The sequence below is a fragment of the Synechococcus sp. BIOS-U3-1 genome (assembly GCF_014279975.1).
Lineage (GTDB): Bacteria > Cyanobacteriota > Cyanobacteriia > PCC-6307 > Cyanobiaceae > Synechococcus_C.
This window is the reverse complement of sequence record NZ_CP047936.1, coordinates 2,401,186-2,424,797: the sequence shown is the minus strand read 5'-3', so window position 1 is coordinate 2,424,797 and position 23,612 is coordinate 2,401,186. Positions and strand designations below refer to the sequence as shown.

Genomic DNA, 23,612 nt, shown 5'->3' with positions numbered 1-23,612 from the left:
GCGTATTGACGGTGACTTTAGGAAGCGGAGAGGTGACCTCTCCTTTTAAGGTTGTTTTCAACTTGTGTTCAGAAGCATGCGCGTCGCCATCGCGGGGGCCGGTCTGGCAGGTCTTTCCTGCGCCAAGTATTTGGCCGATGCTGGTCATACGCCCGTCGTTGTAGAGGCTCGCGACGTGCTCGGCGGCAAGGTGGCTGCTTGGAAAGATGAGGATGGTGACTGGTATGAGACCGGGTTACACATCTTTTTCGGGGCCTATCCGAACATGCTTCAGATGTTCAAGGAGCTGAACATCGAAGATCGGCTGCAGTGGAAGAGCCACTCGATGATCTTCAATCAGCAGGAGGAACCAGGCACTTACAGCCGCTTTGATTTTCCTGATCTGCCAGCACCTGTGAATGGTGTCGCCGCGATTTTGGGAAATAACGACATGCTCAGTTGGCCCGAGAAAATCAGCTTCGGCCTGGGCCTTGTGCCTGCGATGCTCCGTGGTCAGGGATATGTCGAAGAGTGCGACAAGTATTCCTGGACCGAGTGGCTGCGGGTCCACAACATTCCCGAACGGGTGAACGATGAAGTGTTCCTAGCGATGAGCAAGGCGCTGAATTTTATTGATCCCGATGAAATCTCCGCCACGGTTGTGCTCACCGCGCTCAATCGTTTTCTCCAGGAGAAGAACGGCTCCAAGATGGCCTTTCTCGATGGTGCTCCGCCCGAGAGGCTCTGTCAGCCGATGGTGGATCACATCGAAGCGCTTGGGGGTGAGGTGCATCTCGATTCTCCGCTTCGTGAGATCAAGCTCAATGACGATGGCTCTGTAGCTGCTTTCCACGTCGGCGGCATCAAGGGAAAGGACAGCTTCGATCTCACCGCTGATGCCTATGTGAGCGCTCTCCCGGTTGATCCGTTCAAGCTGCTGCTACCGCAGGCCTGGAAGCAGATGGACGTCTTCAAGAAGCTCGATGGCCTTCGTGGAGTGCCTGTGATCAATCTGCATCTCTGGTTCGATCGCAAGCTCACCGATATCGATCACCTGTTGTTCAGCCGCTCACCGCTGCTGAGCGTCTATGCCGACATGAGTATCACCTGTAAGGAGTATGAAGATCCAGATAAGTCGATGCTGGAGCTCGTGTTCGCACCCGCTAAAGACTGGATCGGACGTTCAGACGAAGAGATCATCGAAGCCACGATGGGTGAACTCACCAAGTTGTTCCCCACCCACTTCGGTGGTGATAACCCCGCCATCCTGCGCAAATCCAAGGTCGTGAAGACACCCCTTTCGGTGTACAAGACCACTCCCGGTTGCCAGCAGCTTCGTCCGGATCAGACCACACCAATCAAAAACTTCTTCCTGGCAGGCGACTACACGATGCAGCGCTACCTCGCGTCCATGGAAGGCGCGGTTCTCAGCGGCAAACTCTGTGCAGGGGCGGTAGACCGCAAGAGCGATCAGCTGGCATCATCGTCTCCTGTTAGCCAACCGGTCTCGGCCTGAGTCATGCCTCTCGCAGCTCCGGACCTCGACGCAGCCTTCGAGGCCTGTCGTCGGGAGACCGCCGAGTGGGCCAAAACGTTCTATCTCGGAACGCTGCTGCTGCCCTATGAGAAGCGTCGGGCAATTTGGGCGATCTATGTCTGGTGTAGGCGTACAGATGAACTGATGGACAGTCCGGAGGCTCAGGCTCGTCCTGCCGATGAGCTGGCCGATCGTCTGAATCGCTGGGAGTTAAAAACCCGCGACTTGTTCAAGGGACATGTCGACGATGAGCTCGATGCGGTGATGGTCGACACGCTCGAAAAGTTCCCTCAGAGCATCCAGCCTTATCTCGACATGATCGAGGGCCAGCGCATGGACCTCACCTGGACTCGCTACCCCCGTTTCGAGGATCTGAGGCTGTACTGCTACCGGGTTGCAGGAACAGTTGGCCTCATGACCCAGGGGGTCATGGGTTTGGATCAGGCTTACAGCTCTGCTCCTTGGAGTGACCAGCCCGACACGTCAGACGCCGCAGTTGCCCTTGGCATCGCCAACCAGCTCACCAACATCCTTAGGGATGTGGGAGAAGATCGCGGTCGGGGTCGGATCTATCTGCCCTTGGAAGACCTCGAGCACTTCGGATATTCCGAGGACGACTTGATGGCAGGTCGTATGAATCAAGCTTGGAAGGATCTCATGGAGTTTCAGCTACGCCGTGCACGTCAGTGGTTCGATCGCTCCGAGGCCGGTGTGCGTTGGTTGTCTCGTGATGCCCGATGGCCTGTCTGGACATCCCTTCGCCTTTACAGGGGAATTCTGGATGTCATCGAGCGCCACGATTACGACGTCTTCAATAAACGCGCCTACGTGGGAAAGCTCAACAAGCTGCTTGATCTTCCTCGCTCCTTTGTCCTTGCTCAGTCTCGCTAGATCGTGATTGGCCAAAAAAAAACCGGTTATCTCAGATAACCGGTCGGGAGGGAGTTGTTGGGCTTCAAACAGCCGTTTTCTGATCTGCAAGCAGATCCTTGAGCTTGGAGAGTTCACCAGCCCAGCGGGGATCGGGTGCTTCTTCAGCTTTGGCATCACTGTGAACAACCTTGTTAACAGCTTTACGCGCTGAGCCCGGTGCGTGGCCGCCTGCCTGTCCGCGTCGTCCACCGCCACTGGTATTGCTGTCTCGCCGCTCAGAGCGTTCAACACGGAGTGCATTGCCTCCGAACTCCTTGCCGTTGAACTGTTCGATCACGGCATCAGCGACTTTTTCGTCATCGACGTTCGCGAATCCGAATCCACGGCAGACGCCGGTTTCGCGGTCGAGAACGGCTTTGAAGCGAACTCCCTCCCCAACGCTGGTGAGCTGAGCCTCAAGCTCCTTGCTCTCAAAATTCTGCGGCAGATTGCCGATGTAAAGACGCACGCTCATGAAACGGGGAAGGGAAACGGAAGACTGCGTGTCAGGCCGATCGTTGTCGTCACTGCAAGGGCAGTTAATCACAGGACCTATCCAGGTCTGTCTGAACCTCTTGATGGAACAACCAGAATCGGGCTGAGTTCAGCGCCTGATCGCGAGTCGAAATACGACCATACGCACGCTCAAGGGTCAGGTGTTGAATCAGAGCGCCCAGGGTGGGCCCAGGCGAAATCTGGAGGGCTGCTTGAAGGCTTTTCCCATCCAGTGGAGGCCGTGGATGAAAGAGGGGGTCCTGAAGGTCTCTCCAGCGCTCTAGCCACTGCTGCTGCAGTGCTATCGGCCAAGTCAGGATGAGTGCAGGCAGATCCTGTTCAAGATCCATCTGGAGCCGCAGTCGTTCTTGCTCCGTCAATTCAGCAGGGCAAGGGCGTCCCTCGCTGGATGTTGAATGCTCGATCCAGTAACGCAGTCGTTCACAGCGTTGCAACTGTCGGCGACTGAAACGAAGCTCTTTCAATCCGGCATCCGGCAGCAGCTCTGTGAGCCTGGCCAGTGGGAGGGCCTGCCGGCGTTCGCTGTCTGTCAACAGTTCGCATGTCTTCGTCGTCCCGATGAGTCGTTGATCACCAGCCTTCGCGCCCTGTTTCATCCAGGGCGCCAGCAGTTCCAGTTCAAGAATGGTCGCAATGGCGCGGTCGGCGGCAGGTGCTGCGACCAGTCGCACCAGTTCAGCCTGGATCCGTTCCGGCGCAGCATGAGGCAGCAGCGAACGGTTGCGGTGCAGCATCTTCAGCGTCTGAGCATCCAGGTGCATGTCCAGTTCGGCGATCAGGCGCAGTCCTCGCAACAAGCGCAGGGGATCGTCCTGAAGGTTGGCTTCCTTGACCGCAGCGACCGTGCCCTCCCGCAGATCCTTAAGACCCCCTGTGGGATCCAGCAGTCTCGGGGTGCCCTCGAAGCTCAGGGCCATGGCATTCAGCCTGTAATCGCGACGGTTCAGATCGTCCTCAAGCGTTGCGCCCTCCCGTCGAGCTAGATCGATCGTCCACCCCCCCAGCACCAGGCGGGCCATATCGCGTTGTTCATCGAGCACAACGCAGGCCCCTCCAAGCTTCTGCGCCAGCTGCCGAGCGTTCTTGAGGGCGTGGTCCGGCACCACAAGGTCCAGGTCAGGGGCATCACAAAGCCTGCCCAGGAGCGCGTCACGAACGGCTCCTCCCACAAGCACTGAGCCTCTCGGGAGCTCTGTTGGCCGCACCGGCCAGCTTTCCGGTTTCAAGCGCTCCCAGATGAGTTCAGCCAGCCTGCCCCGATCTCCCGTCAGAATGGATGCCGAACCGGAGCGGGGGGGCATGTGCATCTGTGTGGACTGCCGCTGGGTGGACCGCTGCCAGGCCTATCACGCTGTGGAGCGACAGCATGGAGCTCCTCATCTCGCAGAGACACCTGATCTGAAGCCTGCGGATCCTCGAATTCATATCAGCGTGATGGATCTGCAGGCCGGGCAGGTTGGTGTCGAATGGGATGTGCGTGGCTGTGGATCGTTTCAACTGGATCGAGGGCGTTGGAGTCGACTCAGGCCCGGTGAGGAGGTGCCTACATGAGCGACTGGCTGCTCGCTCTGCACAGCTCAACAGAAACGCTCGGGATCGCACTGGTGGCGGCAGAGGCCCCCATGGAAGATGCACGCGTGGTCTGTCGTTCGCTTGGACGAGCTCTCACCAACGAGCTGGTGATCTCGCTTCAGCAGCTTCTGCCCACTGATCAGTGGGCTGATATCAAAAGGCTTGCCGTAGCAACAGGACCTGGAGGATTCACTGGCACCCGGCTCACGGTTGTCCTTGCCCGGACGCTGGCTCAGCAATTGGGGGCTCCACTTCATGGTGTGAGCAGTTTCGCTTTGATGGCTCCCAGGCTTCGTCATCAGCTGCCGGAGCTGCAGCGGGACGAGTCGTTTTCGATTGTGCAGACCCTTCCCCGCAGGGGGCAGGTCGCCGGTCGCTACAGAATTGTCAAGACCGAGGTGGAGGAACTGGAATCCCCCCGTTTGCTCAGCGAGCAGGATCGACCCGCCCCCGCTGTTGCGATGGCCGTTGACGTACCCGCGGATGTGCTTGAGCTTCTGCGCTTTTGCCGGCAGTGTCATGACCGAGATCTTCCTGGTCCATGGGACCCGGTCCTTCCGATCTATCCCACCTCGCCCGTGGGGCCAATCTGATGGGGCTAGGTCGACGCTCGCTGCTTCTCTGTGCGTCCGTTCTGGCTGGAGCCGCTGTTGCTGGTCCCCTGCGCCCCTTCATGGAAGCTGCTCTCACGAATCATCAGCCCCAGCGGATTTTGGTTCTCGGAGGCGATGCTGATCGTGAGCGCATGGGTCTGCATCTGGCACGCCGGATGAACCTGCCACTGGTCGTAAGCGGGGGGACCAATCCTGAATACGCCCAGTACCTGGTCCTTGATGCTGGTCTCGCACAGGACAGGGTTCGCTTGGATTACAGAGCGAAGGACACGCTCGGAAATTTCACGTCGCTGGTGGATGAACTTCAGCAAGATGGGGTGCATCATCTGCTCTTGGTCACAAGCGAAGACCATCTGCCGCGGGCCATGGCTGTAGGCGGCATCGTTGCTGGAAGTCGTGGAATCCGGCTTACAGGTGTTCCAGTCAGTTGTAATCCCAAATGCCGTGATGAAAGTCTGGGCAAGCGGGTTGGAGATGGATTACGCGCTGCTGTCTGGGTCATCACCGGTCGTGATTTCAAGCCCTGGGCTCGCAGAAACTGGCCTCAGCTGTTCAGTGCTCACTAATCGAGCGGGACGTGATCGAGAAGGGCGTTGATGCGTCTCTGTAGTTCGCGTGTGGTCGCTTCCAAGTCCGGTTTTCGCCTGCTGTTCGGTGCGGGAATCGGTGCGCCAATTCGCATTTCAAGCCTCACTAATCGCGGCAGATTGCGTCTCATGCCAAGAGCTCTGTGGCTGTTGAGAATGGCGACAGGCAGAAGGGGAGCTCCTGATCTCGCCGCCAGGAGAGCTGCGCCCGGCATGGGCTGGTTCACGCGCCCATCCGACTGTCGGGTCCCATCGAGAAAGACGCCGATGGCCCAGCCTTCTTTGAGTCTTGCGGTGGCTGTGCGAATGGCTTCACGGTCGCTCGCTCCACGCTTCACCGGATAGGCGCCGCAGGCTCGGATCACATGGCCCAGAAGCGGGATGCGGAACAACTCGGCTTTGGCCATGAACGACACCGGTCGCCCCAGAGCATGGCCAAGCAAGGGTGGATCGAGATGCGATCCATGGTTGGCCACAACCACCAGAGGTCCCCCCATCGGCACGTTGTCGTTGCCGCGGGTGCGTCCTCGGAACAGCATCCTGAACACAGGAAACACCAGCAAGCCACTGACCAACCTGTAGGCCAGGCTTGGACGTGGCGCCTTCAGTAACTCCAGGTCGCTGGTGTTGGCTGCAAGGTTGCTGCTCACATTCAAAGACCTAAGTCGCCAGCGCTCGCCAGCTGTGACGTGGTGACCCCTTTCATGGCACGTTTGGCCAGACCGCTGAGCACATTGCCTGGACCGATCTCGATGAGCGTCTCCACGCCGGAAGAAGTCATTCCTGCCATCGTTTCTCGCCAGCGCACGCCAGTAATCATCTGGCGACGCAGTCGTTGCTTTAGCTCTGTGGCATCGCGGCACGGTGTGGGGTCGGTGTTACTGAAGACCGGGAAGCGCGCGTCCTCGAAGGCCACACTGTCGAGATGGGAGGAGAAGGCGTCTGCCGCCTGCGCCATGAAAGGGGAATGAAAGGCCCCTGAAACGGCGAGGGGAATGGCTCTCTTGCAGGTGAGTGCTTCGCTCAGCGCGTTCACAGCTTCTGGGCTGCCTGATAGCACCACCTGGGCATCACTGTTGTCGTTGGCAATCACCACACCCTCAGCGGACTCCACAAGGGCCTCCAGTTGGCTGCGGTCGAATCCGATCACTGCCGTCATGGCCCCTCCTCCTGCGCTTGCCATGAGCTCTGATCGGCGTTGCATCAGCTCCAGGCCCGTGGCGGCATCGAACACACCAGCCGCGTAGAGCGCCACCAACTCTCCAAGGCTGTGCCCCGCCACCAGGTCGGGTTGCCTCCCTTGACGCAGCAATTCATCCACAATCAGGGATTCCACCGCAAACAAAGCCGGCTGGGTGTTCCGGGTGTCGTTCAGATCAGAGGGGCTGCTGGCATCTGAGCCTTCACCTCTGCAGATTGAGAGAAGGTCTCTCCCGAGCAGCTTGGAAGCCAGAACGAAACGTTCCTCCGCACCCGGCAGGCTGAGGATGGGATCGGCCATGCCCTGTTTCTGAGACCCCTGACCGGGGAACACCCAGGCGATCGACATTCACAGTGGCGCAATAGTGCTGGGAGCCTAAGCGGGACCCTGCCAGCGGAATAGGGCTGCTCCCCAACTCAGGCCAGCTCCAAACCCGCTGCTGGCCAGGAGGTGTCCGGGTTGGATCTGGCCACCTCGCACTGCTTCATCGAGAACCAGAGGGATGGTTGCCGCGGAGGTGTTGCCGTAATGCGCCAGGTTGCTCAGCACCTTGGTCCTGGGAATCGCAAAACGATCGGCAACGGCATCGAGGATGCGCTGATTAGCTTGATGCAGGAGCAGCCAGTCGACAGTCTCAGGGCCAACTTCACAGCGTTCAAGCAGGCATTGCAGAACTGCCGGGACTTCACGCACGGCGAATTTGTACACCTCCTGACCATTCATCTCGATCGGCCGGTAGCCACCCTGACGATGGCGTGCATCGGCTGCTAGGGGCTCATCGCTGTCGAGAGCAGGCAGGTTGAGTACGCCACCGCGTGCGCCATCGCTGCGCAGCAGAAAACCCAGGAGTCCGTCGTCATCGGCGGCTTCAAGGGCGACAGCTCCGGCACCATCGCCGAAGAGCACGCAGCTGCGTCGGTCATCCCAGTCCACGAAACGACTCAACTGGTCGGCGCCGATCACAAGGGCTCGCCTCATCGCGCCTGTGCGCAGGTACTGAGCGGCCGTTACCAGTGAGAACAAAAAGCCGCTGCAGGCGGCTGTGAGATCAAAAGCCACGGCATTCGAAGCCCCAAGCGCGGCCTGTATTGAAGGGGCTGAGCCAAACAGATCATCCGGTGTTGAAGTCGCCAGCAAGACCAAGTCGAGGCTGTCGGCGGACCATCCGGCCATCTCCAAGGCAGATCGGCCCGCTTCAGCCGCAAGGTCGCTCAGGCGCTGATCGGCGCTGCTCACTCGTCGCGTGGAGATGCCTGTGCGGCTACGAATCCACTCATCGCTGGTCTCCACACGCAGACCCAGCTGGCTGTTTGTGATCACCTGGGCTGCCTGAGCGCTGCCGCTGCCGATGAGAGCGACGCCTCGAGAGTGCGGTGATGCTCCAGCCAAAAGAGGGTCCAAGCAGTGGCGTCAGTCAATCACAGTCCGCCAGAACGCCTGTCAGGCAAGGGGGTTGCTCATGCTCGCGAGGTGGCTTTGGCCCCAAGCTGGGCCAGGTGATCCATCACGCCATGACTTGCAGCGGAATGCGCCAGTCTTAAGGCACTGACCACTGACAAGGCCTTGCTGCTGCCGTGGCCAATCACGCAGATGCCGTTCACGCCTAGTAGCAGTGCTCCGCCATGTTCGGCATGATCCAACCGCTTTTTGATGCGCTTGAGGTTGCTTCGCAAGAAAGCGGAACCCACTTTGCCTCGACGACCACGCGGCAGTTCGGCTCTGAGGACACCAAGCAGCACGCTGCCAACCGACTCAAGGAACTTGAGTAGAACATTGCCGGTGAAGCCGTCACAGACCACCACATCGAACTCACCCGACAGCACATCACGACCCTCACAATTGCCAGCGAAGTGCAGACGTGATTCCTCGGCCAGCAACGCATGGGTGCGAACTGCAAGGTCATTGCCCTTGCACTCCTCCTCGCCGATGTTGAGCAATCCGATCCTGGGTTGGCTGACCTGCAGCACATCCCTGCAGTAGATGTCTCCCAGCAGGGCGAATTGGTGCAGGTAGGAGGGCTTGCAATCCATGTTGGCTCCGACATCGAGAACCAGCACTGGCTGTCCGGGATCTTTGGTGGGAAACAGTGCTCCGATGGCGGGCCGGTCGATGCCGGCCAGTCGTCCTAGCCGGAAAATGGCGGAAGCCATGACGGCCCCAGAGTTGCCTGCGGAGTAGATGGCTTGGGCCTCGCCTCGCTTTACGAGATCCATGGCCACGTTGATGCTGGCGTCGCGTTTGCGTCGCACCACCGTGGCCTCCTCATGCATTTCCACGGAGGGGCCGCTGGTGACCAGCTCCAGTAGGCCTGCATCGACCGCCGCCTGCAAGGCTTCATCCAGTCCTGCGGCGGCGGCAGCTTTCAGCACCCGGTCCGTTTCACCGACGAAGCGGATTTTCACGGCCAGCCGTTCGATGGCCTGGAGGCATCCCTCAAGAATTGGAACAGGGGCGCTGTCCCCTCCCATGCCGTCCACGGCCATCCAGATGCGGTCGCTGTCGTCGATCTCGAGTTCCTCGCCTGGGATCCCGCCCTGAAGGCGTCGGAGCGGATCCATCACAGGCTGCAGGACTGAGCCAGCCATGCTGCCGGCGCTGTTTACCACCGTTCCCGCCATGGAGGTGACGGAGCCTGCCACATTGCCAGCGGCATTGGCTGAAGTGGTTGCTGTGTCCACCAGGGTGGTTACTGCAGCATTGCGCCGATACCAAATCACAAGGCGGCGAACAGCCTTGGACCGGCGGGCTTTGATCCTCGGCGCAGCGTCCGGGGTGAGGTCAGGATCCTTCGGGAGCAACAGAATCGATGATGCGCTGGAACAAGTAGCCGGTGCCGCGAGCGGTGAGGATCAGCTCGGGGTTGGCCGGATCGTCTTCCAATTTGGAACGAAGACGTGAGATGTGGACATCCACGACCCGGGTATCGACATGGCGTTCAGGGGTGTAACCCCAAACCTCCTTAAGGATCTCACCGCGACTGAACGGTTCACCTGATCGGCTCACGAGCAGTTCAAGCAGGCTGAACTCCATCCCGGTGAGACGGATCCGCTCATCGTTGCGGAACACCTGCCGCTTGTTGGTGTCGATCTTCAAGTCTGAGACCTGGATCACCCCAGAGTTGGGGATGCCGGCAGCATGCTCTTTTTCCACACGGCGCAGAACGCAGCGGATCCGAGCCTCAAGCTCTTTCGGGCTGAAGGGTTTGATCACATAGTCATCGGCTCCGAGCTCCAAACCAGTGATCCGGTCGGCGACATCGCCGAGAGCTGTGAGCATCACGATCGGAACATCCGACTCTTTGCGCAGTTCCTGGCAGACCCCGTAGCCGTCCAGCTTCGGCATCATCACGTCGAGTACGACCAGGTCCGGGTTGCATTCCTGGAAGCTTTCCAGGGCCTCGGTCCCGTCACAGGCCGTGACAACGTTGTACCCGATCATCGAGAGCCGGGTTTCGAGGATCCTGCGGATGCTGGCCTCGTCATCCACTACGAGGATGGTTTCCTTAGATGTGGAGGGTGCTGAGGCCGTCATATCGCCGGCAAAAAGCGAAGATAGTGCTCACAAATAGGTGATCAGCGGGTTCAGTCGTTCACGTAGCGCCAACTTTCTTCATCATTCGAAGTGCCCCGATCGAGCAATCTCTACGTCTGTCAGAGCTGTGGTGCCCAGACACGGCAGTTCTTTGGCCGCTGCAGCAGCTGCGGTAGCTGGAATTCTCTGGTGGAGCAATCGGCACCCAAGGACGACGGTCGACGCCGTCGCTCCGGGGGCGATCCCGCAGCCGCACCGAAGGCGCGTCGTTCCACATCGATGGCATCCCTTGGTGATCAGCCCCTTCAGCGGATCGGCAGTGGTTATGAGGAACTGAACCGCGTTCTCGGAGGTGGACTGGTCCCTGGATCACTGGTGCTGGTGGGAGGGGATCCTGGTATCGGCAAGAGCACACTGCTGCTGCAGAGCGCATCGGCTATTGCACGGGATCGTGTGGTGCTCTACGTCAGTGCCGAGGAATCTGCGCAGCAGGTGAAGCTGCGTTGGCAGCGGCTCACTGCTGACAGCAGTGATCTGCAGTTACTGGCAGAGACAGATCTCGAGCTTGTGTTGCAGGAACTCGAGGCTTTGAGGCCAGATGTGGCAGTCATCGACAGCATCCAGGCTTTGCACGATGCCGAACTCTCCAGTGCGCCTGGTTCCGTTGCTCAGGTAAGGGAATGTGCAGCCGCCCTGCAGAGACTGGCAAAGCGCCAGAACACCGTGCTGCTGCTTGTGGGGCATGTCACGAAGGAAGGCGCGCTGGCCGGGCCAAAGGTGCTTGAACACCTGGTGGATGCGGTGCTCACCTTCGAGGGAGACCGCTTCGCCAGCCATCGCCTGCTTCGGGCAGTCAAGAACCGGTTCGGGGCCACCCACGAGCTGGGGGTCTTTGAGATGCGTGGTCAGGGCCTAGAGGAGGTCAGCAATCCCAGTGAGCTGTTCCTGAGTGGAGAGCGGGCCAATGGTGTGGCAACGATTGTTGCCTGTGAAGGCACCCGGCCGTTGGTGGTTGATCTGCAAGCGCTGGTCAGCGCCACCAGCTACGCCAGTCCCCGTCGCACAGCCACCGGTATCGCCGTCAACCGTCTCCATCAGATCCTGGCCGTGCTCGAAAAACACATGGGTTTGCCCCTCTCACGCTTCGATTGCTATTTGGCAGTGGCTGGTGGCTTGGATGTGGAGGAGCCTGCGGCAGACCTGGGAGTGGCCGCGGCGGTGGTGGCCAGTTTCAGGGATCTGACTCTGCCTGCCGGCACCGTTCTGCTCGGTGAGCTAGGCCTGGGGGGGCAGCTGCGATCGGTAGGTCAGCTGGAGTTGCGCCTGCAGGAGGCGGTTCGTCTTGGTTTCAGACGTGCTGTCGTGCCACGTGGAAGCGGCCTAGGCCCGGTGGCTGCAAGCCTCGATCTAGAACTGCTGGAGGCGGGATCGATTACTGAAGCTCTCGTGCTGGGGTTGGGTGTGAACCCTGAAGACAGTGAGGCCTGAATCGCTCTGTTGCCTCAGAAGTAGACATCCACGTTGCTGCGTCCGCTGGATTTGAGCCAGTTCTCGATATCCAGATATCCCCCTGGATTCAATCGCACTGCCTGCGTCCAGGCTTCAGCTGCTTTATCAAGCCAGACGTCTGCTTCATCGCGCCGACCCTCCTCTTCAGCAATTCGACCGCGCTTTTCGTAGATCAGTCCCATATTTTTAAGGCAGGACGGCTGTTTGGGGTTTTCATCAAGAGCCTGTTGATAGGTCTCGATGGCCCTGTCTTCTTCGCCGTTGCTCATGTAGATGATCGCCATGTTCTTGAGGGTTTCTCCACGATCGATCGGGTTTTCCTCAAGCTTTAGGCTCTCTTCATAATTCTCGAGAGCTTCGGCATAATCGCCGTCATTTTGCGCGGACAGGCCGTCGCGGTAGTACACATAGGCCTCCTTGGCCCGGGCGTTAATCGGCAGCAGCTTCACGATCAGGTCGGCCATGACCGTGAAGCTCTTGTCGATGAAGTTGTCGTTGCGGTTGCTGCGTGGCACGGAAAGCCGGACGGATTAAACCATCCTGAACCCAACAGGTGCTGCCTAGCGTGGAGTGGTGTGAACCGTTGAAGTGTCAGCAGCGACTTCCCATCCCCATGAGCCAACCGCCGACTCCCATGCGGTGTTATTGGATGTGGAGGGGATGAAATGTGGCGCCTGCGTTCGTGCTGTCGAACGCACCCTTCTGGCTCAGCCAGGTGTGAAGGAGGCCAGCGTCAACCTCGTGACACGTAGTGCTTGGCTGCGACTGGAGAGTGAGGAAACCACGGCGTCTGAGCCATTGCTGGATCAGGTGCTGGCGGCTCTTGATGGCCGTGGTTTTTCCGCGAAGCCCCGTCAGAGCGCACTGGGTTCTCAAGACACGGAGTCAGAAAGAAACAGAGGTTGGTGGCTGCAGTGGCGACAGCTGATGGTCGCTTTGGTGTTGTTGCTGTTGTCTGTGCTTGGTCATCTGGCTGAGGCCGGAACGCTTGCATTGCCGTTGATCGGCACACTCGCCTTCCATGCCAGCCTGGCCACGATTGCTCTGCTCGGGCCGGGACGCCCGATCCTTGCGAGCGGCTGGTCTGCGGTTCGCAATGGTGTGCCCAGCATGGACACGCTGGTCAGCCTGGGCGTCGGCAGCGCCTATCTGGCCAGTCTTGTGGCGCTGATCTGGCCTTCGGTGGGGTGGCCCTGTTTCTTCAACGAACCGGTGATGCTTCTCGGCTTCGTGCTGCTGGGGCGATTCCTTGAGGAACGCGCCCGTCGGAGAACGGGAAGAGCACTCCAAGATCTTGCTGCACTACAGCCGAACACCGCCCGCCTGCTGATGGCGGATTCAACGGTTCGAGAGGTACCAGTTGCGGTGCTCCGACCCGGCGAATCGATCCAGCTGCTTGCTGGGGACAGAATTCCTGTAGATGGAGTGGTGAGCAACGGCCGCTCTGCAATCGATCTGTCGAGCCTCACCGGGGAGCCCCTGCCTCTCGAGGCCGAGCCCGGTACTGAGTTGAATTCCGGTTGCCTCAACCTCGAGGCCACTCTTGAAATGAAGGTTCAGCGTGTCGGCAGTGACACAGCTCTGGCCAGGATTATTGCCCTTGTGGAGCAGGCACAGGCCAGACGAGCTCCCATCCAGGGGCTTGCTGACAGGGTCGCGGGACGGTTCTGTTACGGCGTTGTCAGCCTGGCGGTGTTGACCTTTCTGTTCTGGTGGCAGCTGGGTAGTCGTCTCTGGCCGCAGGTTCTGGAAGTCCCTGTCGTTCTGATGGACCACGGTCATGATCAGGCTCTTCACGGTGCAATGGGTGCCGGGGCGCAGACGCCGTTCGGACTCGGACTCCAGTTGGCCATTGCCGTGCTTGTGGTGGCCTGCCCATGCGCCCTCGGTCTAGCGACCCCCACCGTGATCACAGTCTCCTCCGGACTCGCTGCACGTCAGGGTTGGCTGTTCCGCGGCGGGGACGTCATTGAGCAGTCCGCGTCTATCCAGCGAATGGTCTTTGACAAGACAGGAACGCTCACTCTGGGTCGTCCGCTTGTGGATGCGGTGATAGCCAGTGAGGATCCCTCCCGCACCATTCAACTGGCAGCGAGCCTGGAACAAACGAGCCGTCATCCTCTTGCCCATGCTCTGTTGCAGGAGGCTCAGCGGCTCAATCTCACACTGTTGCCAGTCACGGCCAGTCGGACCCTGCCAGGTTCAGGCATGGAAGGCACACTCGACTCTCTTCAGGGGCAACTGCGCGTGGGCTCTCCCGAATGGCTGCAGCATGAGGGTGTGGTGTGGTCTGAACACCAATGGCGTGCGCTTGAGGAAGCTCTGAAGCGTGGACAGACTCTCGTGGCCGTTGGTCTGGATTCCGAGCCGCTGGGAGTGGTGGCTATTGATGACCGCCTCAGGCCCGATGCCCCTGTTGCTCTGCAGCGCCTCAGGGATCAGGGGCTGAAACTGGGGATGCTTAGTGGGGATCGCCGTCAGGCGGTTGAAAAGATCGCCCAGATGCTCGGCTTCGCCGACGACGAACTGGCGTGGCAACTCCTGCCCAATCAGAAGCTGGAGCACCTCGAACATTGGCGCAAAAACGAGACGGTGGGAATGGTTGGGGACGGCATTAACGATGCGCCTGCCTTAGCTGCGGCGGATCTGGGAATCGCCGTGGGTACTGGAACTCAGATTGCCCAGGACACAGCAGATCTGGTGTTGCTTGGTGATCGGCTCGAGGCTCTGCCGGAAGCCCTGACTCTGGCCAGACGCACGATGGCCAAGATTCGACAGAACCTGTTCTGGGCATTCGGCTACAACATGATCGCTTTGCCTGTCGCAGCAGGCGTTCTGTTGCCAGGATTCAACCTGCTGTTGTCTCCGCCGCTTGCGGCACTGCTCATGGCTCTCAGCTCCGTGTCGGTGGTTCTGAATGCCCTCAGCCTGAGTATCCGCTGATCATGTCTGGACGTTTTCTGGTGCTTGAAGGCATCGATGGCTGCGGCAAAACCACGCAGCTACGTCAACTGGCCGACTGGCTTCCAGACAGTGGTCTGATGCCGTCCGGAGCGCAGCTGCATCTCACGCGTGAACCTGGCGGGACTCCTCTTGGTCGTGCGTTACGCGAGCTTTTGCTTAGTCCACCGGACGAGTCGGCTCCAGGTCCCACCGCTGAATTGCTGCTTTATGCCGCAGATCGTGCTCAGCATGTTGAACGCTTGATCCGCCCTGCCTTGAATCGTGGGGACTGGGTTCTGAGCGATCGTTTCAGCGGATCGACCGTCGCTTATCAGGGTGATGGTCGGGGGCTGGATCTGCAAACCATCCTTGATCTGGAGCGAATCGCCACGGCTGGTGTCACTCCAGATCTCACCTTCTGGCTTGATCTGCCACTGCAGGAGAGCCTCAAACGTCGCGGCGCCCGCATCGATGATCGGATTGAAGCGGAAGGAGAGTCTTTTCTGGCCCGGGTGTCAGAGGGCTTCCAGCGTCTATCCGCTGAGCGTGGCTGGGCTCCGGTGGCAGCGGACCAGAGCGCTGATCAGGTGCAGCAGGTCATTCGTGGCCTGCTGAAAGATTGGCTTGCACAGGCATTGCTGTGACTGAGATCTTGTTCAGCGAGTTGCAGGGGCAGCCGCTAGCGCAACGGTTGCTCGCTGCGGCTCTGAAGAACAGTCGACTGGCTCCCGCTTATTTGTTCAGTGGTCCTGATGGGGTGGGACGACGTCTTGCGGCACTCCGTTTTCTAGAAGGTTTGCTGGGGGGAGGTGACTCCACTCCGCGCGAACGCCGTCGTCTGGAAGAACGCAACCACCCTGACTTGCTTTGGGTGGAGCCCACCTACAACCATCAGGGTCGCTTGATCCCACGATCGGAAGCCGAGTCCATGGGCGTGAGCAAGCGGACGCCACCGCAGGTGCGATTGGAGCAGATCCGCGAGTTGAGCAGATTTCTGGCCCGTCAGCCCCTGCAATCGCCAAGAGGTTTAGTGATTTTGGAACAACCTGAGGCGATGGCGGAAGGCGCGGCCAATGCACTGCTGAAGACCCTTGAAGAGCCAGGGCACGGGCTGTTGATTCTGTTGTCCGCTGCACCGGAAAGACTCCTGACCACCATTCGCTCGCGATGTCAGCAGATCCGATTTACACGCCTTAGCGAGGAGTGCATGCGCTCAGTGCTTGCGCAATTGCCAGATGGACAAGGTGAGCAAGCACTCGCCCTGGCAGCCACTCACCCCGAGCTCCTGACCCTGGCAGGTGGATCACCTGGAGCCCTGCTGGAGCATGTGCGGGTCTGGAACAGCATTCCTGAGGAGCTGAAGCAAAGACTGCAAACCCCTCCAGTCACGCCCTTGCAAGCGCTTGCTTTGGCGCGAGATGTGGCGGAGCAGTTGGAAGGAGATCAGCAACTCTGGATGATCAACTGGTGGCAGTACTACCTCTGGAATGCATCCACTCAGCCTGAACGTCTTAAGAGGCTGGATCGTCTCCGCCAGCATTTGTTGTCGTTTGTGCAACCCAGGCTGGCCTGGGAGGTTGCACTGCTCAATCTGATTGAAGTTTGATCAGCTAGGAATCAAGCGCTTGCTCGACTGTCCTGTTCTTTCTGTTCACGTTCCTGGCGTGCCTGAGCCAAAACGTCTTGCAGACCTTCAAGCTGAGCTCCAGTTGGAAGCTCTAGGCAGTAGCCAGCTCCGTAAACAGTTTTGATGAAGCGCGGTTTACGAGGATCAGGCTCAAGTTTGGTGCGCAAATGGCGCACATGCACTCGGATGGTCTCAATGTCGTCGTCTGGCTCGTATCCCCAAACTTCCTTGAGGATCAGAGAGGGCGCAACGGTTTGGCCATGACGCTGCAAGAGGCAGTGCAGCAATTCAAATTCAAGGTGCGTGAGGCGTACAGGTCGATCGAACCAGATCGCTTCAAAACGCTCAGGAACCAGGGTCAGTGGTCCGTAACTGAGGATTTCGTGATGGTTGCTGGTGCTTCCAACCGGCGCTCGATCGCTGCGGCGCAACAAGGCCTTGACTCTCACTTGAAGCTCTTCCAGGTCGAAAGGCTTGGTCAGGTAGTCGTCGGCTCCGGAATTGAACCCACTGACCTTGTCCTTGGTTCCACCGAGGGCTGTCAGCATCAGGATTGGAATGCCCGCAGTGCGCTCATCACGGCGAAGACGCTGGCAGAGGGTGAGTCCATCAACCTTCGGCAGCATCAGGTCCAGCAGGATCAGATCCGGGCTGTACTGCAGTGCTAATGCCTGGCCCTTAATTCCATCGTCAGCGCTTTGAACGTCGAAGCCACTGTGTTCGAGGTGACCGCTCACCAGCTCGCGCATGTCCCGGTCGTCTTCGATTAGCAAAATGCAAGGCTTCATCGACAGGGCGGCGGAGGAAAAAGGGGGACGAGGGTGTTCCGCGTCATTGCTTGACAGATTCTCTCAAGGTTTCTTGAGGCTTGCAGTAATGCCTTTGAAAGGAGTCAATAGGATCTGTTCGGTGAGAACTGCTGCTGCTATTGAGGTTTTGAGGTCATTTCATTCAACTCGACTTCACGGCCTCTATAGAAAGTCTTCGGTTTCGGGGCGTAACTGTTAAGGAATTTCCGTTTTTCAAAGCATTTTCTAGGCGCTGGGCAGAGATGATTCAGCTTCGAGTGCTTCGACTTGGCGATCCTTTTTGGGAATTTTTTGCAAAAAAAATCACCACGCCTGACTGAGTCGTGGTGATCAAACTGATGAAACTCCCCGGGCGGGATTCGAACCTGCGACCAATCGATTAACAGTCGACCGCTCTACCGCTGAGCTACCGAGGAATGCGCCGTGCAGAACCTACCCCTCAGCCATGCCGTCCCGCAAGAGGTTCAAGCCGACTTCGCAGCAATGGTCCGTTTTGCCAAGCGCCGACTCGTCCCCGCTCCATCCGGGCGGCTCCATCGGCATGATCCAGCTCTCCAAGTCGGTGGGTGATCCAGAGAGCTGTTAAGGGAGATCTTGAACGGTGGCAGAGCTGTTGGACCGTGCTCAAGATGGCTGACTGACTGGTGGGATCCAGCAGCGCCGTGGGTTCGTCAAGAAGCAAAAGTGTTGCTTCGCTGGCCAGCGCGCCAGCGATGGCCAAACGTTGCTTCTGGCCACCACTCAGGGTGTGAATCGGACGGCCCGCCATGCCTGCAAGTCCGACTTGCTCCAACAGTTGATGAATTCTCTGCTTCTGTTGATGACGGCTCAAGCCGCAGGGCAGATTGAGCAAAAGTTCGCTGCCGCAGCTGGGTAGCAAGAGCTGGTGGTCGGGGTTCTGAAAAACCAACGCTGGCCTCAGGTCATGGCGAACCTGTCCTGACTGCGGACTGATGAGGCCAACGATGATCCTGAATAAAGTGCTCTTACCACTGCCATTACTGCCGACAAGCATCCACAGCCCCGGACCGGGGATCTGGAAACTGCAGCGATCAAGAGCTTTTGTGCCGCAGGGCCAGCTGAAGCTGACTCTTTCGAACCTCAGTCCTGCTTGCAAGGTCTTTTGATCCGGGCCCATGCAGGTTCAGCTATCCAGGGAGAAGCCTGGACGCTTGCTGCCACCCGCAGCAGCTGTTTTTTCATAGATCTGCACCGCCAGTAGATCGCTCGTGAGCACGCTGAGACGTTTGCCCTCAACCTTTTCGCAAGTGAGTTCGAGCAAGCGTGGCTGCCCCTGTTCGAGGGCCGTGCGTACTTGTTGGTAAAGCCCCTCAGCAGCTTCATGCTCCTTGCGCTGCACGGACACGGGCATGGGGCTCATCCGCAGAGCCAGCTCAATCACGTACACGGTCGGATCTCTTCACTCAGCTCATCTTCGCGAATGGACGGCAGGTGTGGAGTGGTAAGTGTTTTTACTCATGTCGCGATGAATTTCTAGATCAATGCCCACAGAATCGGAGACTGCAACTAGGCTCGGCACGTAAAGCTTCATGAAGCTCCTCTCATGACGATCGCTGTAGGACGCGCGCCACAGCGGGGATGGTTCGACGTCCTCGATGACTGGCTCAAGCGCGACCGCTTCGTTTTTGTCGGCTGGTCCGGCATTCTTCTCTTTCCAACGGCCTACTTGGCCATCGGTGGCTGGCTTACAGGCACCACCTTTGTCACCTCTTGGTACACCCACGGCATCGCGTCGTCGTACCTGGAAGGTTGCAACTTCCTGACTGCTGCTGTGTCCACCCCCGCTGATGCGATGGGTCACAGCCTTCTGTTGCTCTGGGGCCCTGAAGCCCAGGGTGACTTTGTTCGCTGGTGTCAGCTCGGCGGCCTCTGGGCCTTCGTTGCCCTGCACGGTGCTTTCGCCCTGATCGGCTTCATGCTGCGTCAGTTCGAAATTGCTCGTCTGGTCGGCATCCGTCCTTACAACGCCATCGCCTTCTCAGGCCCGATTGCGGTGTTCGTCAGTGTCTTCCTGATGTACCCCCTCGGCCAGAGCAGCTGGTTCTTCGCGCCCTCCTTTGGTGTGGCAGCGATCTTCCGCTTCCTCCTCTTCTTGCAGGGCTTCCACAACTGGACCCTGAACCCCTTCCACATGATGGGCGTCGCCGGCATTCTCGGCGGTGCACTGCTTTGCGCCATTCACGGCGCCACCGTGGAAAACACCTTGTTTGAGGATGGTGAGCAGGCCAACACCTTCAAGGCGTTCGAGCCCACACAGGAAGAAGAGACCTATTCGATGGTCACCGCCAACCGCTTCTGGAGTCAGATCTTCGGAATTGCTTTCTCCAACAAGCGCTGGCTGCACTTCTTCATGTTGTTCGTGCCTGTGATGGGCCTGTGGACCAGCTCCATCGGCATCATCGGTTTGGCCCTCAACCTGCGCGCCTATGACTTCGTGTCACAGGAAATCCGCGCTGCAGAAGATCCCGAATTTGAGACCTTCTACACCAAGAACATCCTTCTGAATGAAGGTCTGCGTGCCTGGATGGCACCGGCTGACCAGCCGCACGAAAACTTCGTCTTCCCTGAAGAGGTTCTGCCCCGTGGTAATGCGCTCTAATTAGAGTCCATACCTCGAGGATTAGACCCTTCCGCTTACGGAAGGGTTTTTTTATGTCTTTGTAGAGAGTCTCTAATGCATTTTTTGATATTGATGGCCTTCTAGAAGAAGTCTTCGAATCAACAAGATTTTTGCTTGTTTTTGCTGAGAGTGTTGTATTCGACTCTTTGGTTTGATTCTTTGGTTCGGTTTCGCTCTACTGGTTTGAACGCTCAGTGAGTGCAGCAAATGACTTCGTCAGTGGAGTCATCCCTTATTATGTTGGCATCTCAAAAAATCTCATGAATAGCGCGAGGTGGAATGAGCTCTCTTAGTAAGGAGAAAGGTATTTCAATCCAGCGCGCGGCTTTGATCGTATCAATCGCGTATGGAAGTGTTCTCTTCACTTCGGCTGCTTTTCAACATTATTTATTTGGTACTCAGGTTTGGGATATTGGACTTTTTGAGCAATTTAGTTGGCTGATCGGTGAGGGTCAGATATGGACGATCAGTAGCTTGCGAAATATTGCACCATTGCAAGATCATTTCTCTCTTCTTCTTCTTCCAATTGGTTTCATTTATAAGCTGTTCCCTTCTACCTATACCCTGATCGGATTGCAATCAATTGCCTTGGGATCGCTTCCGGCTGTTGCCTCTTGTCTGGCTGTTAGTCGGCGAGTCAACGCAACATTGATTTGGGCTTTGGTCTGCGCGATTGTACTTTCTCCGTATAGCTTCCTTGTTAATAGAGGAGACTTCCATCCTGATGTTTTAACTGTTCCCCTGATGGTTGTGGCTATTTTTGAAGCCACTAAGAATCGAAGGTTTCGTTATTATTTTTGCCTCATAGTTACACTGTTTGCTAAGAATGCACAAGCACTGTTTGGCATCGGTTTGTGCTTTTACTGCTTTGCTAGAGGCAAATACAGAAGAGGCCTGATTACATTTTTGATTTCACTGATTTGGTGGTTTTTGGCTACTCATTTTTCGTCGGCTGGTGGCGATCATGTCGCCATTCGTTTGGAGTATCTGGGTGATACTAAGATCGAAATGTTGACGACTCTGCTGTCGCGGCCGTGGATTGTTTTTAGCGTTGCATCTCCTTCGGATATTTTGTTATATAGCTTAGGTCTTTCGCTCCCTTTTCTTGCTCTTTTGCGTAAGCCGGCCTTAGCGTGTTTGCTTGGGGCTACTCCTGTTTATTTCACAAATATCATTTCAGGCTCAGGAATTCATCGTGAGTTGAATCATCATTATTCTGTTGCTATTTTGGCTTTCTTGATTGCAGGGTGCATTGATTCATTGCCATCGATTTCAGTTAAAGCTACTCAGGTTCGGAAGAATCTATTGATTATTACATTGATTCTTTCTTTGGCTGCTTTCCTTGGCTATTCTCGAACAGTATATTATCAAACTAGATATTTCCCAAGGTTGCCAGAAGCGCGCGCGTTTCAGTCAGTTGTGGCAGGAATTGGCTCTGGTGAAAGTGTTCTAACCACTGCCAGCTATGCGGTTCATCTTGCAGGGCGTAAACGCATATCTCAGATTGAAAAAGATACTTATGACAGCAACTGGCCTTTCGATGTAGTAATTTTGCCAAGTGAAAATGCTCTCATTAATGTCAGTGGCAAGCTCAAGAAAGTAAGAAGGACTGAGATAGGCTTGCAGATGAACCAAATTCTTGGGAAGGCGGAGCTGTTAGGGATGAATTGTAGTCAGCCTAATGATTATATTCGTGTCTGCCGTAAGGTTTAGTTCTTGCACTTTCCTTGAATAGTCGCTTTGGTCCTGAATCGTCGTTCGATCTTTGTGGAAAGATATTTGTGTGAATCGGTTGCGGTGGTCATTCAGGCGGTGGTGGTTTTGGCGCCACTAATCTGCTGAATTGCATTGCGACAATCCTCCCTCGATCGTCGCGAGCTTGTGATGTCATTATTGCCTGCGGTGTAAAACACCTGGCCTTTATTTCTGTTTGCGGCCGGTATTACTTTTTGCGTTGCGACAGGCTCGTTCTCAGAAACGATCTACAACCGTGATCAGGAATGGGGCGAGCTCGTCCTGTATGCATCCCTTTTGCTGTTGTTGCTGAGAACTCATGTTCTACTGAGCGGCTCAGAGCAGCAATCTGTTGAAGTGTGATCCTGGTCTTTCTTAGCGTGCTTCAAGATCAATCTCTTGCTGCATGAGCGAACCAACGGCAGGTAGTGCTTCAGATCGGTGGCGCTTGCCAGGCTCAGTGATGGTCATGGCGGGAGGGTTTTTTCTGGTTTGTCTGGCCATTCAGATTTGGAGGCTCGAAACTCTAAGTGCTTCTTATGACCAGGCTTTGTTTTTACAGGAGCTTTGGTCAACAGCTCAAGGCAGGCCCTTCGAAAGCAGTCTTTCATCGGTGCTTTCGGCAGCAGTGGCACTTGGAGAGGAACTGCCAAGGATTGATTATCTGCATTTAGGCCAGCACGCCAATGTGCTCACCCTCTTTGGATCTCCACTAGTTGCTCTAATCGGCAAATGGGCGCTTCCTCTCATCCAGGTCACTGCGCTCACCGCGGCTGGGCTGGTGCTGTGGCGGTTGGCCGATGCACGTTTACCTCGTGTACTCGCCGAGCGGATCACAGCTGCTTACTTTCTCAGTGGTGCGGTGCTAGGCCCAGCTCTAGAGAATTTTCATGACTTGATTTGGTTGCCTCTACTGGGTTTTCTTGTAGTGGGAGCGCTGCTGGAGAGTTGTGTTTGGCGGGTGACTCTCTATGGGGCTCTTCTCCTTCTTGTCCGTGAGGACAGTGGCTTGCTGTTGTTTTCTCTTGGGCTTTGGGCCCTCATCCGCCAGCCCGGTGCTCGCCGGATCGGGGCTGGTTTGATGCTGATTTCATTTGCATGGGTTCTACTGGTCACCGGTTGGATTCAGCCGATGGTGGATTCCTCCCTTTCAGACCGCTTCCTTCAGGAAAAGTTTGGTCATTTGGTGGATGATCCATCGGGAGGAACGGTTTCTGTTCTTTTGGCGATGTTGCGTCGCCCCCTTGCGTTGTTAGAAGCACTCATTTCGCCGCCTGGGGAGACGCTTGGCTTTGTACTGGCTTTGAGCCTGCCACTCCTTTTCGTTCCAATCTTCTCGGTGGATGCCCTGCTGCTGATGGCTGCTCCCCTGTTGATTGCGTTGCTTTCTCAGGGACGATCAGCACTTTCGGTCACATTGCGCTACGTGCTCGCTTTGGTTCCTGGCCTTTATTTGGGTGCCGTGCTCTGGTGGCAGCAGCACCCAATGGGTTGGTCGCGGTTATGGATACGACGTTCTTGGACTGCTGCAATTTCGCTCGGTTTAGTGCTCACGATTCTCGCCAATCCCCACCGCAGCCTCTCTGCTTTCATCCCTGATAGTTTCTCACCATGGATTCATGTTCCTCCGAGCCAGATGCTCGAGCGTCGTCATGCAGCTCTGGCAGCGGTTGCTTTGGTTCCAAGCAATGTCAGCGTTTCGGCTGATACACCTCTCTTGCCCTTGTTAGCTGAGCGTGAAAAGTTGATTCGCTTTCCGAATCACGTTCAATATCGCGATAGGGCGGGTCAGACGCATTTTGTGGACTGGGTGGTGGCATTCCCTGGTTACTACAAACAGTTGGCACCAGTGTTCAACCTGGAACGGGAGCGGCAGCGCAGTATCCGAACAAAATTGTCG

Annotated in this window: 22 protein-coding genes, 1 tRNA gene and 1 pseudogene; 12 read left to right on the top strand and 12 right to left on the bottom strand. The window is 57.2% G+C overall.

The genetic code is table 11. The features are described from left to right. The first annotated feature begins 76 nt into the window (after window positions 1-76). On the top strand, window positions 77-1,495 hold the full coding sequence (gene pds / locus SynBIOSU31_RS13215) for a 15-cis-phytoene desaturase (RefSeq protein WP_186490731.1): 1,419 nt from the start codon (window positions 77-79) through the stop codon (window positions 1,493-1,495). Window positions 1,496-1,498: 3 nt separating this feature from the next. Further along, a complete protein-coding gene (locus SynBIOSU31_RS13210; RefSeq protein WP_186490729.1) occupies window positions 1,499-2,407 on the top strand; it encodes a phytoene synthase in 909 nt (302 codons plus the stop codon). Window positions 2,408-2,471: 64 nt separating this feature from the next. On the opposite strand, the gene SynBIOSU31_RS13205 is transcribed toward SynBIOSU31_RS13210, so the two are convergent. Both SynBIOSU31_RS13205 and SynBIOSU31_RS13200 read right to left on the bottom strand, forming a co-directional pair. Beyond that, window positions 2,472-2,903 (bottom strand): RNA recognition motif domain-containing protein, encoded by a 432-nt coding sequence (locus SynBIOSU31_RS13205; protein ID WP_186490727.1) that lies wholly within the window; start codon window positions 2,901-2,903, stop codon window positions 2,472-2,474. A 64-nt stretch (window positions 2,904-2,967) separates the two neighbouring features. After that, entirely contained in the window at window positions 2,968-4,245 is a 1,278-nt protein-coding gene (locus tag SynBIOSU31_RS13200) for a CCA tRNA nucleotidyltransferase (RefSeq protein WP_186490725.1), read from the bottom strand. Between SynBIOSU31_RS13200 and SynBIOSU31_RS13195 the strand changes: the two genes are divergently transcribed. From SynBIOSU31_RS13195 to SynBIOSU31_RS13185, 3 genes are read left to right on the top strand one after another with little or no spacing between them, the layout of a single operon-like run. Next, the gene (locus tag SynBIOSU31_RS13195; protein ID WP_186493089.1) at window positions 4,244-4,495 is read left to right on the top strand and encodes a Ycf34 family protein; all 252 of its coding nucleotides are present in this window, start codon (window positions 4,244-4,246) and stop codon (window positions 4,493-4,495) included. The genes SynBIOSU31_RS13200 and SynBIOSU31_RS13195 overlap by 2 nt on opposite strands. Next, window positions 4,492-5,109, top strand: coding sequence for a tRNA (adenosine(37)-N6)-threonylcarbamoyltransferase complex dimerization subunit type 1 TsaB (gene tsaB / locus SynBIOSU31_RS13190; RefSeq protein ID WP_186490723.1), 618 nt, complete (start codon window positions 4,492-4,494; stop codon window positions 5,107-5,109). Before SynBIOSU31_RS13195 ends, tsaB begins: the two co-directional genes overlap by 4 nt. Further along, the gene (locus tag SynBIOSU31_RS13185) at window positions 5,109-5,696 is read left to right on the top strand and encodes a YdcF family protein (RefSeq protein ID WP_186493088.1); all 588 of its coding nucleotides are present in this window, start codon (window positions 5,109-5,111) and stop codon (window positions 5,694-5,696) included. Before tsaB ends, SynBIOSU31_RS13185 begins: the two co-directional genes overlap by 1 nt. Here the strand turns inward: SynBIOSU31_RS13185 and SynBIOSU31_RS13180 are convergent. The 5 genes from SynBIOSU31_RS13180 to rpaB all read right to left on the bottom strand — a co-directional run bounded on the left by SynBIOSU31_RS13180 (window position 5,693) and on the right by rpaB (window position 10,449). Continuing rightward, complete coding sequence (locus SynBIOSU31_RS13180) at window positions 5,693-6,367, bottom strand: lysophospholipid acyltransferase family protein (protein WP_186490715.1); 675 nt, start codon at window positions 6,365-6,367, stop codon at window positions 5,693-5,695. The genes SynBIOSU31_RS13185 and SynBIOSU31_RS13180 overlap by 4 nt on opposite strands. Window positions 6,368-6,369: 2 nt before the next feature. Then, window positions 6,370-7,266 carry an ACP S-malonyltransferase gene (gene fabD, locus SynBIOSU31_RS13175; RefSeq protein ID WP_186490713.1) on the bottom strand — a complete coding sequence of 299 codons (897 nt, stop codon included), beginning with the start codon at window positions 7,264-7,266 and terminating at the stop codon, window positions 6,370-6,372. Window positions 7,267-7,293: 27 nt separating this feature from the next. Then, complete coding sequence (locus tag SynBIOSU31_RS13170) at window positions 7,294-8,307, bottom strand: beta-ketoacyl-ACP synthase III (protein WP_186493086.1); 1,014 nt, start codon at window positions 8,305-8,307, stop codon at window positions 7,294-7,296. A 68-nt stretch (window positions 8,308-8,375) separates the two neighbouring features. Beyond that, a complete protein-coding gene (gene plsX / locus SynBIOSU31_RS13165; protein WP_186490706.1) occupies window positions 8,376-9,716 on the bottom strand; it encodes a phosphate acyltransferase PlsX in 1,341 nt (446 codons plus the stop codon). After that, complete coding sequence (gene rpaB, locus SynBIOSU31_RS13160; protein WP_186490705.1) at window positions 9,697-10,449, bottom strand: response regulator transcription factor RpaB; 753 nt, start codon at window positions 10,447-10,449, stop codon at window positions 9,697-9,699. The genes plsX and rpaB overlap by 20 nt, the downstream gene beginning before the upstream one ends. 90 nt (window positions 10,450-10,539) lie before the next feature. On the opposite strand from rpaB, the gene radA reads away from it, so the two are divergent. Further along, the gene (gene radA, locus SynBIOSU31_RS13155; protein WP_186490704.1) at window positions 10,540-11,937 is read left to right on the top strand and encodes a DNA repair protein RadA; all 1,398 of its coding nucleotides are present in this window, start codon (window positions 10,540-10,542) and stop codon (window positions 11,935-11,937) included. Window positions 11,938-11,951: 14 nt separating this feature from the next. Here the strand turns inward: radA and SynBIOSU31_RS13150 are convergent, their stop codons facing one another. Continuing rightward, entirely contained in the window at window positions 11,952-12,473 is a 522-nt protein-coding gene (locus SynBIOSU31_RS13150; RefSeq protein WP_066908996.1) for a photosystem I assembly protein Ycf3, read from the bottom strand. Window positions 12,474-12,546: 73 nt separating this feature from the next. On the opposite strand from SynBIOSU31_RS13150, the gene SynBIOSU31_RS13145 reads away from it, so the two are divergent. Genes SynBIOSU31_RS13145 through SynBIOSU31_RS13135 form a run of 3 tightly spaced genes read left to right on the top strand, consistent with a single transcriptional unit; the run spans window position 12,547 to window position 16,507 of the window. Next, window positions 12,547-14,901: a heavy metal translocating P-type ATPase gene (locus tag SynBIOSU31_RS13145; RefSeq protein WP_255477254.1), complete on the top strand. Its 2,355-nt coding sequence runs from the start codon at window positions 12,547-12,549 to the stop codon at window positions 14,899-14,901. Between the two features lie 2 nt (window positions 14,902-14,903). After that, complete coding sequence (gene tmk, locus SynBIOSU31_RS13140) at window positions 14,904-15,545, top strand: dTMP kinase (protein WP_186490703.1); 642 nt, start codon at window positions 14,904-14,906, stop codon at window positions 15,543-15,545. Continuing rightward, window positions 15,542-16,507 carry a DNA polymerase III subunit delta' gene (locus tag SynBIOSU31_RS13135; RefSeq protein WP_186490702.1) on the top strand — a complete coding sequence of 322 codons (966 nt, stop codon included), beginning with the start codon at window positions 15,542-15,544 and terminating at the stop codon, window positions 16,505-16,507. Before tmk ends, SynBIOSU31_RS13135 begins: the two co-directional genes overlap by 4 nt. 11 nt (window positions 16,508-16,518) lie before the next feature. Here the strand turns inward: SynBIOSU31_RS13135 and SynBIOSU31_RS13130 are convergent, their stop codons facing one another. The 4 genes from SynBIOSU31_RS13130 to SynBIOSU31_RS13115 all read right to left on the bottom strand — a co-directional run bounded on the left by SynBIOSU31_RS13130 (window position 16,519) and on the right by SynBIOSU31_RS13115 (window position 18,745). Next, a complete protein-coding gene (locus tag SynBIOSU31_RS13130; RefSeq protein ID WP_186490701.1) occupies window positions 16,519-17,316 on the bottom strand; it encodes a response regulator transcription factor in 798 nt (265 codons plus the stop codon). Window positions 17,317-17,681: 365 nt separating this feature from the next. Further along, a tRNA-Asn gene (locus SynBIOSU31_RS13125) sits at window positions 17,682-17,753 on the bottom strand. A gap of 23 nt (window positions 17,754-17,776) precedes the next feature. Further along, a complete protein-coding gene (locus tag SynBIOSU31_RS13120; protein WP_186490700.1) occupies window positions 17,777-18,475 on the bottom strand; it encodes an ABC transporter ATP-binding protein in 699 nt (232 codons plus the stop codon). Window positions 18,476-18,481: 6 nt separating this feature from the next. Continuing rightward, entirely contained in the window at window positions 18,482-18,745 is a 264-nt protein-coding gene (locus SynBIOSU31_RS13115) for a hypothetical protein (protein WP_186490698.1), read from the bottom strand. A 156-nt stretch (window positions 18,746-18,901) separates the two neighbouring features. On the opposite strand from SynBIOSU31_RS13115, the gene psbD reads away from it, so the two are divergent. From psbD to SynBIOSU31_RS13100, 3 genes and pseudogenes are all read left to right on the top strand, one after another. Further along, window positions 18,902-19,957, top strand: coding sequence for a photosystem II D2 protein (photosystem q(a) protein) (psbD, locus tag SynBIOSU31_RS13110; RefSeq protein WP_006041823.1), 1,056 nt, complete (start codon window positions 18,902-18,904; stop codon window positions 19,955-19,957). Between the two features lie 300 nt (window positions 19,958-20,257). After that, the gene (locus SynBIOSU31_RS13105) at window positions 20,258-21,691 is read left to right on the top strand and encodes a DUF2079 domain-containing protein (protein ID WP_186490696.1); all 1,434 of its coding nucleotides are present in this window, start codon (window positions 20,258-20,260) and stop codon (window positions 21,689-21,691) included. A gap of 427 nt (window positions 21,692-22,118) precedes the next feature. Further along, window positions 22,119-23,609 (top strand): annotated as a pseudogene (locus SynBIOSU31_RS13100) (DUF2079 domain-containing protein); the annotation flags it as partial. Between the last annotated feature and the right edge of the window lie 3 nt (window positions 23,610-23,612).